At 35.8% G+C, this 18257-nt stretch carries 15 protein-coding genes; 4 read left to right on the top strand and 11 right to left on the bottom strand.

Annotated elements, in window-relative coordinates; translation table 11 throughout:
* Positions 1-25: 25 nt before the first annotated feature.
* Positions 26-1093: an XRE family transcriptional regulator gene (locus OIM59_RS11750; RefSeq protein WP_303896826.1), complete on the top strand. Its 1068-nt coding sequence runs from the start codon at positions 26-28 to the stop codon at positions 1091-1093.
* Between the two features lie 136 nt (positions 1094-1229).
* On the opposite strand, the gene OIM59_RS11745 is transcribed toward OIM59_RS11750, so the two are convergent.
* The 11 genes from OIM59_RS11745 to OIM59_RS11695 all read right to left on the bottom strand — a co-directional run bounded on the left by OIM59_RS11745 (position 1230) and on the right by OIM59_RS11695 (position 10337).
* Entirely contained in the window at positions 1230-1766 is a 537-nt protein-coding gene (locus tag OIM59_RS11745; protein WP_303896824.1) for a hypothetical protein, read from the bottom strand.
* 101 nt (positions 1767-1867) lie between these two features.
* Positions 1868-2329, bottom strand: coding sequence for a hypothetical protein (locus OIM59_RS11740; protein ID WP_303896823.1), 462 nt, complete (start codon positions 2327-2329; stop codon positions 1868-1870).
* Positions 2323-2904: a Panacea domain-containing protein gene (locus OIM59_RS11735; RefSeq protein WP_303896821.1), complete on the bottom strand. Its 582-nt coding sequence runs from the start codon at positions 2902-2904 to the stop codon at positions 2323-2325. Before OIM59_RS11735 ends, OIM59_RS11740 begins: the two co-directional genes overlap by 7 nt.
* 112 nt (positions 2905-3016) lie before the next feature.
* On the bottom strand, positions 3017-3289 hold the full coding sequence (locus OIM59_RS11730; RefSeq protein WP_117462020.1) for a helix-turn-helix domain-containing protein: 273 nt from the start codon (positions 3287-3289) through the stop codon (positions 3017-3019).
* The gene (locus OIM59_RS11725) at positions 3286-5346 is read right to left on the bottom strand and encodes a bifunctional DNA primase/helicase (protein WP_303896818.1); all 2061 of its coding nucleotides are present in this window, start codon (positions 5344-5346) and stop codon (positions 3286-3288) included. Before OIM59_RS11725 ends, OIM59_RS11730 begins: the two co-directional genes overlap by 4 nt.
* Positions 5312-5719 carry an AlpA family transcriptional regulator gene (locus OIM59_RS11720; RefSeq protein WP_025019711.1) on the bottom strand — a complete coding sequence of 136 codons (408 nt, stop codon included), beginning with the start codon at positions 5717-5719 and terminating at the stop codon, positions 5312-5314. Before OIM59_RS11720 ends, OIM59_RS11725 begins: the two co-directional genes overlap by 35 nt.
* Before the next feature lie 9 nt (positions 5720-5728).
* Entirely contained in the window at positions 5729-6037 is a 309-nt protein-coding gene (locus OIM59_RS11715; RefSeq protein ID WP_303896815.1) for a helix-turn-helix domain-containing protein, read from the bottom strand.
* Positions 6038-6438: 401 nt separating this feature from the next.
* Entirely contained in the window at positions 6439-7287 is an 849-nt protein-coding gene (locus OIM59_RS11710; RefSeq protein ID WP_270213136.1) for an RteC domain-containing protein, read from the bottom strand.
* Position 7288: 1 nt separating this feature from the next.
* A complete protein-coding gene (locus OIM59_RS11705; RefSeq protein ID WP_117462024.1) occupies positions 7289-8206 on the bottom strand; it encodes a GyrI-like domain-containing protein in 918 nt (305 codons plus the stop codon).
* Between the two features lie 118 nt (positions 8207-8324).
* A complete protein-coding gene (locus OIM59_RS11700) occupies positions 8325-9374 on the bottom strand; it encodes an XRE family transcriptional regulator (RefSeq protein ID WP_303896811.1) in 1050 nt (349 codons plus the stop codon).
* Between the two features lie 456 nt (positions 9375-9830).
* Complete coding sequence (locus OIM59_RS11695) at positions 9831-10337, bottom strand: dihydrofolate reductase family protein (RefSeq protein ID WP_117462026.1); 507 nt, start codon at positions 10335-10337, stop codon at positions 9831-9833.
* A 1248-nt stretch (positions 10338-11585) separates the two neighbouring features.
* Between OIM59_RS11695 and OIM59_RS11690 the strand changes: the two genes are divergently transcribed.
* From OIM59_RS11690 to OIM59_RS11680, 3 genes are all read left to right on the top strand, one after another.
* Positions 11586-14738, top strand: a complete 3153-nt coding sequence (locus OIM59_RS11690; RefSeq protein WP_299173405.1) for a SusC/RagA family TonB-linked outer membrane protein — start codon at positions 11586-11588, stop codon at positions 14736-14738.
* A gap of 19 nt (positions 14739-14757) precedes the next feature.
* Positions 14758-16722 carry a SusD/RagB family nutrient-binding outer membrane lipoprotein gene (locus tag OIM59_RS11685; protein ID WP_299173408.1) on the top strand — a complete coding sequence of 655 codons (1965 nt, stop codon included), beginning with the start codon at positions 14758-14760 and terminating at the stop codon, positions 16720-16722.
* A 183-nt stretch (positions 16723-16905) separates the two neighbouring features.
* A complete protein-coding gene (locus OIM59_RS11680; RefSeq protein ID WP_299173411.1) occupies positions 16906-18252 on the top strand; it encodes an alpha-L-fucosidase in 1347 nt (448 codons plus the stop codon).
* Positions 18253-18257: the final 5 nt, after the last annotated feature.

Below are 18257 nucleotides of genomic sequence, written 5' to 3'. Positions count from 1 at the left end.
ATAAATAGTCGAAAGGAAAAGTATTATGAAATTTAATAACAAACAATTGACATTTGTGAGGGAGTATTTAGGATATTCTCAAACAAGCTTGGCTTCGCACATTAAAGGATTGTCCCAGTCAAATTTGTCAAAGTTTGAAAAAGGTGTGGGATTATTATCTGAAGATGTAATTAAGCGAATTATAGATTTCCTGGGATTCCCAGAAGAGTTCTATGAAGAAAAGATTTCAAATAATGTAGAGAATGCCCATTATCGAAGAAAAGCTGGAATTATTAAAAGTAAGAAAGATCATATAGAATGTGCAAATAAATTGATTGGTTACATAATAGATGAAATGTCAGAAAGTATTGAATTTCCTCCAATAGGACTTTGTATGTTGGATTTGGAAGACGGTTATACTCCAGAATCTGCCGCACAATTTACAAGAAAATATATGGGTCTAAAGGATGAGCCTATAGAAAATATATGTTCATTGTTAGAGCGGTATGGTATAATTATTGTCGAACAAGATTATGATGTAGATATATTTGATGGTGTTTCTTTTGTAACGGATGAAGGGTTTATGGTTTTAATATTAAACAAGAATTATAGTAATGACCATAAGCGTTTTACTATAGCCCATGAGTTGGGTCATATTATAATGCATTTGTCTTCTAAATACCCAATTCCAGATCATCGTGATAAAGAAAATGAAGCAAATCGTTTTGCCTCAGAATTTTTAATGCCAGAATCAGCTATAAAGGGTTCATTACAAGGTCTTAAACTACAATATTTAAGTTCTTTGAAATCTTATTGGATGACATCTATGGCATCAATTATTCGTAGAGCGAAAGATCTTAAGTGTATAACTGATGATAAATATAGTTATTTTAACATTGAATTAAGTCGTAAGGGCTATAAAAAGAATGAACCAGTATATGTTCCAATAGATACTCCGGTTGTTTATTATAAAGCCTATGAATTATTGAAAAAAGAATTAGACTATTCAGATCAAGAGTTAGCTGATGCATTTAAATTACCGGTAAATGAAATATTTAAATATTTTGAGAAACCTGGTTTTAATGTTAAACTAAAGATTTTAAAGCCATTCTAAATAGAATAATAAACACTGAATTATTTAAATGCTATTTTCATTTTTGCTAATTTGGTGCTTGTAAAGATAAAGGAGAAAGTTTCTATATATTTTACATAGGGGACTTTCTCCTTTAATTTATTTCTGGATTACGGTCTTAAAATTGTCCTATTTTTATATTTCCTTTTTGAATCTCAGCTGTATATTCTTCATCTTTTGCAATTTTGAATTTAAGAGAATATTTAGACAATACATTATCCACGTAAGTTGGTATTGTTTCAGTGGGTATGCCTAAATTAAAATGTTTTGCAATTTTCAAAAGAGTTTCTTTAGCTTTATCTTCATCGGAAATTTTTGATGAAAAATTTATTAGAACATCATATACATCAACAACAAAAGCATTTCGTATTTCATCATTGCTAAAAGCGTTTTCTATTTCTTTTTTTAAATTATTAGGTATATCATCTAGCTTTGATTTATTCCCATTTTTTTTATTTGTTATTTCAATAGGACGATTTGAATTTATAGGTATTTTAATTTGTACCTCTCTTATTTTGCCATTAATTGGGAAATTAGTTCTTTTATCAACATGAATATCACAATGTTTGAAATCCCATTTTTTCTCTTCTTGACATCCCCATTTATGGTCGTCTATTGATAAAACTTGATTTTTTATTAAACTCCTTAATCTCATGATATTATAACAGCTATTTATGAAGTAAATGGTAATATATTTAAAACACCTTAAATAAAAAATGCAAAAATATATCAATTCATAATCCACCAGGCTTAGGTTTAGAATGAATAATGTTCTTTCAATATCTTCTCAAAAATCGGAATATATTTTCGTGGAGTTAATGGACTTTTGGAAAAAGCATAAATCAAGTTTATGTATTCTTCATCCGAGAGAACTCCTACCACTTCTGCAGATTCGAAGGACTTTAGAAGGTTTTCCTGTTCACCTTCCCGGAAACAATAATCAAATGGGATGGTAGTTACCAGTGGAAAAGAGAAATCCTCGTCAGAACCATATTTCTTTCCAATGCACCTGTTGGCTTCAAATACGTACGATACAATATCTTGTCCTCTGTAGTTCTTGCCGTGTTTAGGTGATAAGCTACCGGAACGTTTTCTTGAAGTAGGAAATACGGCAACAACATTCAGTGTCTCACTTCTATAAAGGGAAATAAGAAACTTGTTTTTGGGAGGATTTGTAAAGGTGCAAAAACCGTAGATAATATTCTTTGCCCTTAACATACCGATGTCGCATTACAGAACTGCATATATTCCAGTGCATCCTCAAAAACTTCTTCTTTTTCTTCGTCACCTTCAATAAGACGGTTCAGATGAATTTCACAGTCAGAACGACCTGAATCTGAAAAAGTAAGATTGTTTTCATTCACTACTTTACTCCACAGGGTATCATCAAGATGGGTAATGTCGGTAAGCTCATCTGCTGACATGAATCCGTATGTAGAAATGATTTTATCAATCATATCCATTTCATACTGGCTGTAGAGGTTTAACCTATCTTGTGTGAGAATACCACTAACCGGAGATACTTCACATTTGTCTTCGTTATTACGATGGCACTGTACATACTCTGCAAATGATCCGTTCTTTACATCATATACTTCAGGTGCAACAGGACCTTTTTTCCATGCAAAGTAACTGAACCAGGTTAGAGGAAATCCTCTTTCGATAGTGAATTTTTCATCTGTAAGATACACCAGCTTCAATAGCTTCCTAAGGGTTATGTTAGGAATTCTTTCTGCGAGGTATGCTAATAAAACCCCATTCTTTTCTTTATTTACTGTATATCCAAAGCTCATAATGCTGTTTTTAAAGTTGTAATATTCTAATAAATAACTGTTTGAAGATATTATTAGCGTTTGCAAAATTACAATTATTATCGTATTTCGCAAAACGTTAATACTTATATTCTTATCGTCTTTCCTTTTGATGTGCAAGAACGTCTTTTGCATAAAACAATCGTCTGCCACCAATCTTTACCGAGGTTACTTTTCTTTCGTAAGCCCAGCGGTAAACGGACTTGGGAGCAATCTTGACTATTTTGGAAACATCTACTACATCGAGAAGAGTATCCGGACCAACCAGCAGTTGACTCTTCTCCAGATTGATCAATGTAGTTTCTATGGCTTTAAGGCGGGTAAGGATTTCTTTTATCCATACATCCATTTCTTCATCATTATTCATAGGCTGATATTCCCGATTATATAATAGTTACTGGAATCTTGCAACAACATTTCGTTTTCTTTCATGTATCGGATATAGCTTTTGGCTGTACGTTCTTTTACGTCAAGCATTTCCATTATTAATTCTGTCAAGTCATTGTAAGATACCTTTTTTCGTGATTTGAATATCTCTTTGGTAATATTGGAGAGTTCTGTACGTTTTCGCTTTTCCTTATCTTCAATGGATTTTTCTCCGGCATAGACGTGCATATCCTTTGTTTTGTCCCAGGTAAAGAGTAACATGGGAACATCAAGAGGGCTGCCATCCCTTACTTTGATAGCTTTTACAACTGAGTATGCCGGATTTTCATCTTTCTCAATGGAGAGGATAGCTGCAGCTTTTCTTTGCAGTTCTGAACCGATATGGCCTCTAAGTTTGATGCCATTGGGTACGAAATGCAGAACACATATTATACATGTTTTGTATATGCCTGCAAGTCTGTATAGTTCGTCAACAATGGCTATACTTTCTGTTTCATCATTTGCAGAGCGGATTAAGTCTGCTATTCCGTCTATAACGACAAGGTGTATTCCTCCTTGACGATGATAATACAGGTCCATGCTGTCCCTTATAATCTGTAGCCTTTCTTTCCTGGACATGGATGCCAGATAAAATGTGTGATATGTTTCCGGAACGGAATCAATGCCGACTCGTTTTAAAGTCTTTGAAAGATTCTTGTAAAGCTGATACTCTGATTGTTCTGTGTCATAATGAAGTATCGCCTTTTGATTATAGTTTGGACAGATATCCAGCCCTAATGTGTCAACAGAAGGATCGGTTGTTTCATCTATCAATGTTCCGGCTATGATGGCTGAAATAAAGTTGCTTTTACCAGTGCCTTCACCTCCGGTTATACAAAACAGATTATCGTATGTTCCTAATGGTACATCATTGACTGATACAACAGTTTTAGAAATCTCAGGTGGATTGTTATAGTCCATTTCGCATGATTTGAGTAACATGAGTGTATGAGAATATAGTTTTTCCAATGAATTTGTGATAAGTTCCCGTAAATCTGATGCACTTTTACCAAGGGCAAAGAAATCCGATATATCCTTTTCCTTTTTGCTTCCTGACAATGGCAATTCCAGACGTATGACATTGTGGTCTGACAAGGCATTGTAATGGCGTAGAGATTCTCTTTTACCGGTCTCATCAGAATCGTATAAAATGATGATGTGTCTGAATTTCCTTTCAAGCATTTCTATCATGGTTGTTGGAATGGATGCAGTTTCACTGTTGAAGCAAACAGCAAAAAATCCTTTTGAATAGAGTGACATCACATCTTTTTCTCCGCCTGTTATGAAAACAATATCTCCTTTGTTTGGCAGTTGTTCCAATCCAAAACAATATACTTCAGGCATTTCACCACCATACAGAAAGCGCATTTTATTATTCAATGGTCTATAAAGCTTTACATATCCATTCCCGTTATAGGCAAAAATGGGATCTAAATCTGATGATTCTATTTTGAATGGCTCATTATTTCTGTTTATGCTTTCGTACGATTTTACAGATGTTACATGATAAAGCCTTAAAGTGGAGAGTTTTATGCCATATTTTTGCCAATATCCAAGTTCGGTAGATGTGAATTGTTTTGATTCGACTTTGAAAGAACTTGTATTCTTTTCTACTGTTATATCCGGGGAAATACCTTCTTTGGATACTGTTGTCGTTTTTGCTGTAGTAGTGGTGTATGTTCCTGTTGTACTTGGTGCAAGATTAAGATTCAAGTCTGAGTTTATAAGACTGACTATATTGGAAAAGTCGGATTTGACATTCCAGCCTTTTATTGTGGCAACGAACCAGAAACAATCGCCGGAATAACTTTCGTCACCAAAGTCCTTCATCTTGAAGGTGCGTGAATGTCTGTCAAAGTAGATGTTGCATGAGGCATTTTTATCATCATATAACGGATTCTTGAAGTTTTTTCCCGGTCGGAAATCTATCCGAAGATAATATTTGAAAACATCAAGTCCCCTGTTAGTACGGTCCAGTATTTCTTCCTTGTTTATCATTTCGTCTGTCTTTACTCATGTAACTGTTTAGAATTATGTTGTCCTTGAACTCGCTGAGTCTTCTTAAAGCTTCTTCCTTTGGCATTGCCGGTACTTTAATCTGATAACATTTAATTCCCACAAAAAGTGAATTGTAGAAATATCGCACGTCGCCAGATTCAGCATATCTGTATCTGATTATGCCTTTCTTTCTCCATCTGTATAATGTGGACTCAGATATGGCAAGTGCTTCCATCACATCCTTTGAACTTAATTCCAGGGCATCATCTATTTCTTTACTTAGGGTAGTTGAACGCTCGATATAACTCTCTATACGGTTCAGCTGCTCTTTCAGACTTTGAAAGGCTTCACTATCAATGGTAATTACTTCCATACTTTACTATTATTGGTGACCTAATATTTTAAATGCTTCATAAACTCTGTTCAAGTCTTCTTGGGAATCTACATTAAGAGAAATGCTAAGTGAAATCTTCCTTTGTTTGGATTCACTTGCATCACATGCAAACAACTCACCAAGAGTAATGTCTAAAATATTGCAATATGCCTGTAATTGCTCTACTCTTGCTGAACTGCAGTCTGTTTCAATTCTAGATACTGTAGATGGTGAAACTCCCATATTTTCAGCAACATACTCTTGTGAATAACCCTTTGCATCCCTTAATTTCCTAAGTTTCTGACTTATCGTTTTCATATAATGTAAATTTAGGAAGGACATCCAATAGGTTATGTTTCGCTATATGCAAAAAACTGCATCGTTTGCAACATATAATTCATCATATGCATAATGATGTCGTTAATCAATATAATATCCAATAAAGATGTGAGTATAGAAGAATATAAATTAAATTCTGTTCTTGTTTGTTTCTTAAATAGTATTGTTCTCATATTGCTGACTAATTTGTTTTTTGCAAAAGTCGGAATATGTGAATGATAAAAAGTCATGGTTTATACCATCATGGTAAAAATAAAATAAAGGCTTATTTCTTTTATTTTGGCTTATAAAGTGGAGTAATTCTATGTACAGTAAATACAAATAAAAAAATACCATGTTGGTATAAACACGGTATTTTATCATATAAAATTTATGAGGCCTTATCTTATATCATCCTCATCCATTCTTTTAGAAAGATTTTCTATCAGTTTATTTAAATAGGAGGTACGATCTTTACGTTCTTTCATAGCTATATAGGCATCATAGTAACCTCCTAGATCTATATTGAACATCGTGCTAAGATAATTCATGAACTCTTTTATTTCAATATTTCCGTGGTTTATATCCCCAGAAGAAACTAATGCATATCCAAGTTCTATTAATGCTGCTTTTTTCCCTGTAAAACGAATGGGTATTTTAGTGCTGATGCTTTGGTATTGTTTTTCTATATAGCTTTCGTTTTCGAGCTTCTGCAATTTTTTATTGAGATAAATACGTAGCATTTCGTTGGCAAGTATTTTCGCTACTTTATAATCGTATCCAGTTGAGAAATTAGGATCTTTGTCTAATTGCGCACTATCTGTATATAGGCGAATATCTGTATTGCCACGTAAAAAATAATGTTCATCATAAATTGTTGAATGTGAACGATAATATTGATAAAAGTCTAAATTACGATTGAAGAAATATGTTAAGTTATCCAGTTCTTTATTGATATATAATTTTATAACCTCATTACTACCAGTTGGACATTGCGCTTCAATACGGTATATCTTATGAAAATATAACAATCGGCTTAATAATTCCGGTTTCTGATTTTTGAAAAAAAATATTTCTTCTTCTTTTGACGAAAACACATATGTTTGTAGTTGATTTCTTAAATCGGTTAGAATACCTTGTAAGTGATGTACCATTGAAAGAGAAGTTTCGATAATATTATAACTATAGAGGTCGATTTTTGAAATATCGACCTCTACTTGTTTTAATATTTTATCAACCCTATCTTTCATATTATTTTGAAACTACAGGAATGCAAATATCTACGATCCATTTCTTTTCTGGATGTGTTTCGTGATTATTCAAATATACTTCAAAAGGTAAACCACAACATCGACAACCATGTTCGTCTATTAAGCGAAACATACATTCCCAAGAAGTTTGGAATTCATCCCATAAAATTTCAAAATGTCCTACGGCATATTGTCCGGCAGGAATAGTGTAAGCACTAATTTCTCCGTCTGTCTTTACCGGATTTTTGACTATCAAACAAGCATCCGATATACGTTTTTCTTCTGTTGTTATATTTGGATCATCATGGTAAATGGAAGCTAAATGAAATTCTTCTGTTGTTACTAAACCTTTGGGATATGCCCAATGTAATAGTTTTTCAAATGACTTCTGCATGGTAGTATATGTTCCATAATGACGACAGTACACTACATGAATTGCGCTCAAATGTTTGATTTCAAAATTACAAATCATAAATTTATCTCCTATTTTTAATGTTTTACGCTGACAAAAATAGTGAGAGTATGAACGGCTTTGTTGACTAATTATGTGTTCTAATGTACGATTCTTGCTATCTTTTTGTCGAATTTTGTTTCTGTAAGTCTCGGCAGTTATACCAAAATGTTTTTTGAAGTTACGACAAAATACATTAACGGAGTTAAAACCATATTCAAGAGCAATATCTGTAACTGGCTTTTGCAAATCGTTCTGCAATTGAATAGCAGCTTGTTCTAGTCGTTTTCGCATGATATATTTAGCTAATGGTTCACCCATTACACTAGTAAAAATACGGTGAAAGTGATAAACTGATAGATTTGTTTGGTGTGCTAATAATTGTATATCAAGTTTTTCATCAATATGGGTATTGATATAATCTAGAACAACATTAATTTGTTTTGTATATTGAGCTAAATCATTCATTGTATAATCATATTTATTATATATTTCTTTAATTGAGATATTTTAAATGTATAATGTTCAAACTCTTAAATATTATGTTTTTTCAATATAGTAGATTTCTGCAAAAAAAATCCTCATATCAAATAAAATTTAATGATGAGTGTATTTCATTTACAGAGCAATTCAATAGGGAAGATGCTTTGCTAATAGATATTATCTCTTGAGATATAGCCTTATAAACCAATCCTAAGAACCGGTAACTTTGCTCTTGAGGATAACGTGTTTTCTTAATCTGTTCACTAAAATAGGTAGAATTTTTTTTCTTGATACAGTACCCTTTATATCTTTGTTCAGTGATAATACCTACCTCTTTTGCTTTATGCATGAGTGTATCAATGGATATGCCAAACTGCATTTGGATAAATATGAGTTCTTGCAATGATATATCTTTTCTGGATATGCCTATAAGTCTGATAAACTCCGAGGTCGGTATAAGCATTTCGTTAACGAAGACATTGCATAACTTTTCTCTTTCCTTATCCTGTAGCTCTTGGGCAAAGTTTAATAATAGATATCCTAATTCATACAAGGCTGTGAATCGCTGTCTTTCTGCTGTTGCATTTTTGTTAACGATGATAAAAGGAGTCGTTTTATTTATAAATCCACTTAATCCGTCAAATTCAACTTCTGCATCCAGATGTACTACCTTGATACCATTTTCTTCAAGAAGGAAAGTAATATTGCTGATAGCATCTTCTCCCAGTTTCAAGTCATTTCGTAATCTACAAGCTACAGTGATTGCGTCATTCTTTTCCTTAATAATATCTTTATAAACTATATGAAAAGAATTTTCCATATGCAACAGATTTTCTATTTCCATATATCTCTCTATTTCATCTATAACCTTTTCCTTAATGCTTTTTAATGACGATGCTTTAAGTTTACTCTTTTTCCTAAACTCAATGTCTTCTACTGTCACATTATATGGACGAAAGAAAAAATCCACATTTACATTAAGTGCTTTGGATAAGGCGATAAGTATAGTGCTCTCAGGCATCATTATACCTTTCTCATATTTTGAGATAGACTGTTTCGATACGATATTATTAATTTTTTCGCAAAGACTATCCATAGATAGACCATTCATAAGTCTGGCACTTTTAAGTCGCTGTGAAAATATCTGTTTCATGATTTTCATTATTTTATGGTCACAAAGATGGTGGTTTTTGTTTGATTTGTCAACCTTATTAAAGTTTAATTTGGAGAAAGATACTTTATTGTAAGATTTCTTATATATTATGGTACTTGCATCTTGTATTAAAAGTGTGGCAGAAAGTTTTGGAAAATATTTATTATCAATTATTGGGCTTTGCTCGAAAAAGATTTTCATTGGATCGTAAATTAGCATTGATGAGGTTGTTAATAAAGGTATATTAGATATTGGGCAATATTACTACAAAAATGCCAAAGAAGAGAACCTTAATAACTGTAAAACTAATAGATATACAGAGTTGAATGCTTCGAATTATAGTGAATCAAAGTTTTATATGGTTTATGTAATACAATTCTTTATATTTAAGAATCAATCATTTGTATTAAGTTTTTATTTCAAAGAGGATTGATCGGTAAAAATAAAATGTTTCTCTTAAAAAACGTAAGTTGAACAAATTGTACCATCATTTAAAATCTTACTCTCCATCAGTTTTAAGTCCAAATTAGGTGTATCAGGAAAAAGTTTTATACCATTTCTTAATAGTTTAGGGACTGTATAGATTGTAATGCAATTTATTAGCTTAGCTTTTATTAAAGTCGTTATTAAACTACCTCCACCGACTACTAACAAATCTGTTTTATGTTTCAATTTATAAATCTCATCTAGTAGTTCGTTTGTTAAGAATTTTACTCCACAATTTGGCGTTACGTTAGTATTATGATGTGAAACCACAAAAGTTTGCTTGTCTTTGTATGGCCATGATCCCCAATGCTCAAATATATAGTGGTAGGTGTTAGCTCCCATAAGTAATGTATCGGCTATGGCATACTGCTTATTAAGAATTGATTTAATTTCAGAAGGAAGCCATTCTAATTCATTGTCTGAAGTAGCAATAAATCCATCAAGAGATACGGCAATGTGTGCTTTAATCTGTTTCATGTTACTTGTAATTAGACAGTTGAACAATATGTTTTACTGTTCACCAGTGTCCAAAAAAGAAGCGTGGTTCTCACACTGCTTCAAAGCGAGGTACTGGCATACCCAAATGAGGAAACAGGCAAGACCACGCTATGACAAAGCATAGCATATCCTGCGCTGAATATCCCCTCATTTTGAAAAGTGCCAGTTTTCGCTTTGGGACGTTCGGCGAACGTATATGTTATATATAAAGACGAAATTCCGGAAAATTCCGTTAAATCGCCGTTATTCTCTTATGTAAGTTTTGCAAAGTTAACAAAATACAATAACATATCCTATTATGAAATAAGAAATATTGTTTTATATTGCATTACATGGATCAAAGCCCACTTAGTGCAAGGTGCAAGCCTCCTTATATATTAAGGGGCTTGCACCTTGCACTAAAAGTGTAGCAGAGAGCCTTGGAAAATATTTATTATCAATCATTTGGCTTTTAGTTCGAAAAAGATTATCTTTGAACCGTGAATTAGTGATGACGGAGGTTGTCAACAAGGGTTCATTAGAGATTTGGTAGTTTTGCTACAAAAATGCTACAGAAAGAAGTTCTGACAAGTGTAAAACTAATTGATATACAGAGTTGAAGCTGAAAGGTTCGAGTTCCCCAGCTTCCGCAGAGAGATTCATAAGCACCGTTGCCCCACTCGCGACGGTGCTTTTTTATGTTTTTGGTGGTCATCTATATGCGACGTGCGGGCTTTCCAATATATTTAAGGTGTGGATATTTTGTGATATATGCGGTTGTAGTAAAGTATCAATTATTCTCTTTATTTGGATTGTGTAAATACGTCCTTTTGTTCTATTGTTTTTCTACTGATTCTTTATGATAAAATTGTGAATGAAGGCGCTGGCTAGTTGCCTGCTTATGAATGATTTGCTGGATTGCCGTTTAGAGGAATGGCATTTATTGTGTATAAATATGTGAATTAATTGTGTGTAGATTGTTTCCTTTATTGCAAATATGAAGTATCCTTTAGTATTAATAAGATATAATTGGGTGATTTTTTTGAGCAGTTTATAAATATAGTTATTAAAATATCACTACATTTGTAAACAATATTAGAATGTACAACACAAAATACAATAATGATTAGGCTTATTATGGACTATTTCTTTTAATGTTTTAGATATTTCTTATCGTAATATTTTGGCTACTAGACTTATATGTCGAATTTTATTTCTAAGTTATACAATTAAATTAAGTTTAAATCAATGAAATTTAGTAGGTTTTCACAAATGTTCTTATTGCTGATGCTTGCTGGAGGGGGAAACGTATGGGCTGTTCCTGGAAAGGCCACGGATACGTTTGCATTGCAGCAATCAGCTAAAATTACCACACAAGGTACAATCGTCGACGCCCAAGGAGAGCCCTTGATAGGAGTAAGTATTTTGGAAGTGGGCACTACAAACGGTGCAATTACAGATGTTGACGGTAAATTTTCTTTGCAGGTGGCTACAGGGGCTACACTTGAACTTTCTTATATCGGTTATAAGACACAACGGCTGACTGCTGTGCCTGATTTGGGAACAATCAAAATGATGGATGATACAGAGGTCCTTCAAGAAGTGGTTGTTACCGCTTTAGGTATCAAGCGTGAGAAGAAAGCACTAGGGTATGCTATGCAGGAAGTAAAGGGAGAGTCATTGGTGGCCGCCCGGGAAACGAATCTTGCGAATGCATTGTCCGGTAAAATCTCAGGTGTACAGGTGATTCGTTCAAGTAATGGTCCTGGTGGCTCTTCAAAAATCCAGTTGCGTGGTGCCAATTCAGTGACTGGGTTGAATCAGCCGTTGATTGTAGTGGATGGAGTACCGATGGATAACTTTACAGGTTCTGATAATGCCGATTTTTATAATCCTTCTTTGGATATGGGTAATGGTCTGTCGGATATCAATCCGGAGGATATTGAATCGATGTCTGTATTGAAAGGTGCTTCGGCTGCGGCGCTTTATGGTTCACGTGCAGGTAATGGAGTCATTTTGATTACGACCAAAAAAGGTAGCAAGCGAGAGGGATTGGGCTTGACAATTTCGGCTTCTGTTTCTGCGGAAACAATTTTTATGAAGCCTGATATGCAGACCTCTTTTGGTCAGGGTACCAATGGTATTTATGACAGTGAAACATGGAATAGCTGGGGACCCGCAATGGGTACGGAGTATAGCTTTAATGGGCAGAACCGTATCATGCAATATTACGATAACATTGATTCTTATTTCAAGACGGGTACCAATTTTACTGAAAGTGTTTCATTCCAGCAACAATTTGATAAAACAGCTGTATATGCTTCTGCCACTCGTATGGATGATTCCAGTAAGATTCCAGGAGCAGATTTAAGCCGTACGAATTTTACCTTGCGTGCGTCTTCTACTTTTGGCAAGGATGACCGTTGGAGCATGGATGCCAAAATTCAGTATATCAATACAGGAGCTAATAATCGTCCGTTGATTGGTAACAATGATTCAAACGCTTTTCTGACAATTTACAAATTACCTGCCTCTTTGAACATTCAGGATTATAGAAATCCGCTGACTGATGAAGGGAAAATGTATTGGTGGTCGCCTACCGGTTTGAACCCCTATTGGCTAGAGAAGTATAATTTAAATGCAGATAACCGAAGTCGTTTCCTGTTGAATGCCTCTGTGAAATATAAAATAACCGATTGGTTGAATGTGGAAATCAGAGGGGGTAGTGATATGTATTTTACGGAAGCTACAGGAAAAGTTTATGCAGGGGCTAGTACGAAGAATAATGGAAACAGTTCATATAGTCTGGATGAAGAACGTTTTTATGAAAATAACTTCAGTTTCTTGTTTTCTGCCCAAAAGGATAATTTGATTGATAAGATAGGGGTCAGTGCTACTTTTGGTGGTAACTTAATGGAACGAAAATCTTCAGGATTACAAAATTATGTTTCTAAGTTAACCGTTCCTAATTTGTTTAACATCAATAACAGTAGTACTTCAGATCGTTCTGTGACCGAAACGTACAACCATAAGAAGATTAATTCTTTGTATGGAACTATTGGGTTGAATTACAATGGATGGGTATTCTTGGATGCTACATTCCGTAATGACTGGTCGTCTACTTTGGCAAAAGAAAACCGTTCATTCTTCTATCCTTCTGTATCTCTTTCATGGGTATTCAGTGATATGATGAATAAATTTAACAAGCCATTGCCGGAATGGATTACGTATGCGAAGGCACGTGCTTCCTTTGCCCAGGTAGGTAATGATATGGATCCCTATCAGTTGTATGATTCTTACACTATAGGTTCCGACCAGTGGGGGAATACCACTGCAAAACCAGGTGATACTAAATATGATGCCACAGTTCGCAGTGAGTTGATTTCTTCATGGGAAGCAGGTTTGGAAATGAAGTTCTTCAATAATCGTTTGGGCTTTGACTTTGCGTGGTATAAATCTAATGCAAAGCGCCAGTTGATGAAGATTCCGGTAAATGAGATGTCAGGATATAAGAATAGAATCATTAATGCTGGAAATATTCAGAATACGGGTGTGGAATTGATGATCAATGCTCGTCCGGTAGAAACGGCTACATTTAGTTGGGATACTCAGATTAACTTCTCAAAAAACAATAACAAAATCTTGGATTTAGGTCCGGGCATTCCTAAATATGAATTGGGTGGTGCCGAAGAACTAAAGGTGTATGCTGTGGCTGGAGGTAACTACGGCGAAATCTGGGGAACCAAGTTTGCCCGGGTTACAGATCAGAACAGCCCCTATTATGGCAAACTTATCCTGAATGATGCGGGGCTTCCTACTACTGATGGAGAAAGATACAAAATTGGTGACCAGCAGCCTGATTGCATGATTGGATGGAACAATACTTTCAGTTATAAGAACTTTGCTTTTACCTTCCAGTTTGATGGACGTATAGGAGGTGACATTTATTCGTACACCAACTACATGTTGCAGACAAGTGGTCGTGCTGCTGTTACAGCCCCTGGTGGCAATCGTGAAGAATTTGTGCTCGACGGTGTGATACCTGACGGTAATGGAGGCTATAAGGTAAATACAGTTTCCATTACTCAAGAGGCTTATTGGAAAAATGGTATTGGTACCGGTAATCAAGGTATAGCAGAAGCAAATATTTATGATGGAACAAACTTCCGTCTGCGTAATGTCGCTTTGAATTATACTTTCCCACGTGAAATGTTGAAGAGAACTTGTTTCCAGCAGGTAAAACTGGGTGTATCTGTGAATAATGTATGGATGATTTACAGTGATATGAACGGTATAGATCCAGAGTCCGTAATGGTATCTAACACGAATGCGACCGGCTTTGAATTTGGTGCCTCTCCCACATCACGTACTTATCTGTTTAATGTAACTCTTGGTTTCTAATATCTAAATTAAGTACAGAATGAAAACAATAAATAAAATCTTTATCGGTTTGGGACTGATTGGAATGGGTAGTTTGTATTCTTGTTCTGATTTTGATGAAGTGAATACTGACCCTTCAAAAACTCCCATAGAATCCACCTTGCCTGAATATTTCCTGAATAATGCAATTGGCAAGATTCAGATGGATCCAAGTACGGGTGAACGTATCTACTATTTGAACTGGGGGGATGCAGCCCGTGCTTTTGGAGAAGCTGGCATGTTGAGTGTCGGGCTGTATGACGACTCTTATATTTCTAACTTTTATTATCCGTGTTTGGCAAACACTATCACCTATGCTACGTTTGCCGTGAATGAAGCAGCTAAAAGAGCTGGTTCTGATGCTTTCTACAATAATCTGGAGCAGTTTGCCCGTATTTGGCGTGCGATGGTAATTGCTCAGTTTGCTGATTCTTTTGGTCCTTATCCTTTGGATTCTGCCACAGGAGAGAATCCAGTCTTTAACTCAGAAAAGGAAACGTACACATTTATTCTGAATGAGTTAAAAGATGCGGTGAATAAGATTGATACGTCTGTAAGTCCTACGGAAGATCAGGCAAAATGTGATCCGGCTTATGGGTATGTGGCAGAGAAATGGCAGAAACTGGGTAATTCTTTACGGATGCGTTATGCCATGCGTCTGACGAATACAGATATGGTAGGAGAGGCACAGAATGAATTTGAAGATGCATGTAAAGGTGGAAATTATATCAAGGACCAGGCGGACATGTTGTGGTTTAAGTCAGATAATGGTTGGAATGATTATACCAATCCTTACACACGTAGCTGGAACTTACAGGCTCTTTCTGTGACAATGGACAACCTGATGACCAATCTAGGAGGAGTGCCAGTCGCAGAGCAGCGTCCAGACTTGGCAACTTATACAAAACCTAATACTTATTTGGGATATAAATATGACCAGCATTTTGTAGGCAATACAGATGATCCTGCAAAGCAGTATTGGTTGGATGGCATACCTGCAAATTTGGATCCTCGTGCGTTGAAGATGTTCTGGCTGGTAAATGATACCAAGGCTGAAAACATGATTGATGCATCAAGTAAAGGAACGGCTATCAATCCGGATGGTGGCGAATTGCTTTTGGATGATGAAGGTAAGAATAAGATTCAGGTAGCAGGCTCTTATACATGGAATGGAGTTCCTAGTGGAGCTTCTAGCAGTTGGTCACCGATGCTGTCTAAGAATAAACTGATTACGACTGCAAGTGGTGTCCGTTCTTGTTATCCGTTGTGGGGTAAAGAATATTGCACCGGAGGTGAAGAAGGATTAGGCCGTGTGGTATTCTATGGTGCTTGGGAATCTTATTTTCTGCTGGCTGAAGCAGCTCTTCGTGGATGGAATACTTCCGGTGTCTCTGATGAGCAGGCTTATGAAGAGGGAATACGCGCAAGCTTCACCTATTTTGGAGTCGGTAAGTATGCAGATGCATATCTTAACTCTGAAGAATACAATCGTGTTGGTACTTCGGTGAAATATACGCATACCGAAGAACCTTCTTCTTTTGAAGCTACTTATATAGACGGGTATACGAAGGCTGAAAAGAAAGTGGAATACCAGTATCCTGTGGCTTCTAAGACTTTGTATGGGAAAGCTTTGAATGATAAGCTGACAAAAATTATCACTCAAAAATATCTGGCACAGATGCCCTATCTGGTATTGGAAGCTTGGGCCGATCAGCGTCGTTTGGGATTGCCTTTCTTTGATATGACAGCCAATGAGAATATCATGACTGGTTCGGATATGTCTGACTGGACACCTGATGCGTGGAAATCCGGTCAAAGTTGGAAATATTATCCACAGCGTATGCGTTATCCGATGTCTTTGTTGACCTCAGATGAAGCTGAATATTATCATGCGTTGGAATTATTGGGTGGTTCAAATACTACGATGGTTCCATTGTGGTGGTCATTAGGACATAGTCAGAAATAATTACTAAAAAAATAGCCTGACAATCTAATTTACAGAGGATAAATCTGTATATTTGAGCATTGTTAGGCTATTTTTGTTTTTGCTCGCAGGACATACTTCTTAAATGAACAGAAGAAGAGCTTGGTCCGAGTTTTCTATTGCGTTTGAGTAGGAGTTTATAGTTAATTTAAATCTTTTATTATCATGAAAAATCAATTGGTTTCGGCATTGCTTTTGTTTGGATTTTTGGGGACTCCTCTTTGGGGGCAGACACCGGAGAAGGAACAAGTGGATGCACAGAAAGAAAAAAGAATGGAGTGGTTTGCGAATGCTAAGTTAGGCATTTTCATCCATTGGGGTATTTATTCGGTAAAGGGAGTATCCGAAAGCTGGTCTTTCTTTAATAAGTATTTGCCTTATGAGGAATATATGAGTCAGAAAAATGGCTTTACAGCCTCAAAATATGACCCGAAGGTTTGGGTGGATTTGATAAAAGAAAGTGGGGCGCGTTATACTGTCATTACGACCAAGCATCATGATGGTATGGCCTTGTGGGATACTAAAGCCGGAGAGTTGAGTACGGTGAAGTGTACACCGGCAAAACGAGATTTAATCAGTCCTTTTGTCAAAGAAGTCCGTAAGCAAGGGTTGAAACTGGGATTTTATTATTCGCTGTTGGATTGGTCGCATCCGGATTATCCGAATATGACACGTACTGATGTGCGTTATACGAATGATTCTGTACGTTGGAAGCGTTTTGTGGAATTTAATATGGCACAGCTGTCGGAATTGAATAAAACGTGGAAACCGGATTTGTATTGGTTTGACGGTGATTGGGAACAAACGGCTGAGGCTTGGAATTCAAAGGGAATTGTAGATTTGTTGCGTTCGGACAATAAAAATGTGATTATTAATTCCCGTATCCAGGGTTATGGAGATTATGCCACTCCTGAACAGGGGGTTCCAATTGTGCGTCCTCAGGATAAATACTGGGAATTGTGTATGACAATGAATGATTCGTGGGGATATCAGCATACGGATACCAATTATAAATCTCCTTTTATCTTGTTGCGTACGTTTGTCGACTGTCTGAGTATGGGAGGGAATCTGTTGCTGGACATCGGTCCGAAGGAAGATGGAACCATTCCTGAAGAGCAAGTGGCTATCTTGAAAGAATTTGGGCGTTGGACCAAGAAACATAAAGAAGCTATTTATGACACTCGGGCTGGTATTCCGGCAGAACACTTTCAAGGATATACCACTTTGAATAAAGGCGGAGATATCCTGTATCTGTATTTGCCTTATAAACCTAACGGACCGATTGAAGTGAAGGGGTTAATGAATAAGGTAAACCGTGTGTGGGTAGTTGGCAACGGGGCTATGTTGTCTTACAAGGTTTACAATAAAAACTATTGGAGTGAGGTTCCTGGTAATCTCTATATTGATGTGCCCGATCGTGTGCTCGATCCGCAGATAACGGTTGTGGCTGTGCTATTGGACGGGCCGGTTAAATTGTATCGGGGAGCAGGGCAGGTTATTGAAAGTAATTAATGAAA

Source organism: Bacteroides mediterraneensis (assembly GCF_025993685.1).
In the GTDB taxonomy this organism is placed as follows: Bacteria; Bacteroidota; Bacteroidia; order Bacteroidales; family Bacteroidaceae; genus Phocaeicola; species Phocaeicola mediterraneensis_A.
The sequence above is the reverse complement of the archived record's forward strand: the minus strand, read 5'-3'. Positions and strand labels throughout refer to the sequence as shown.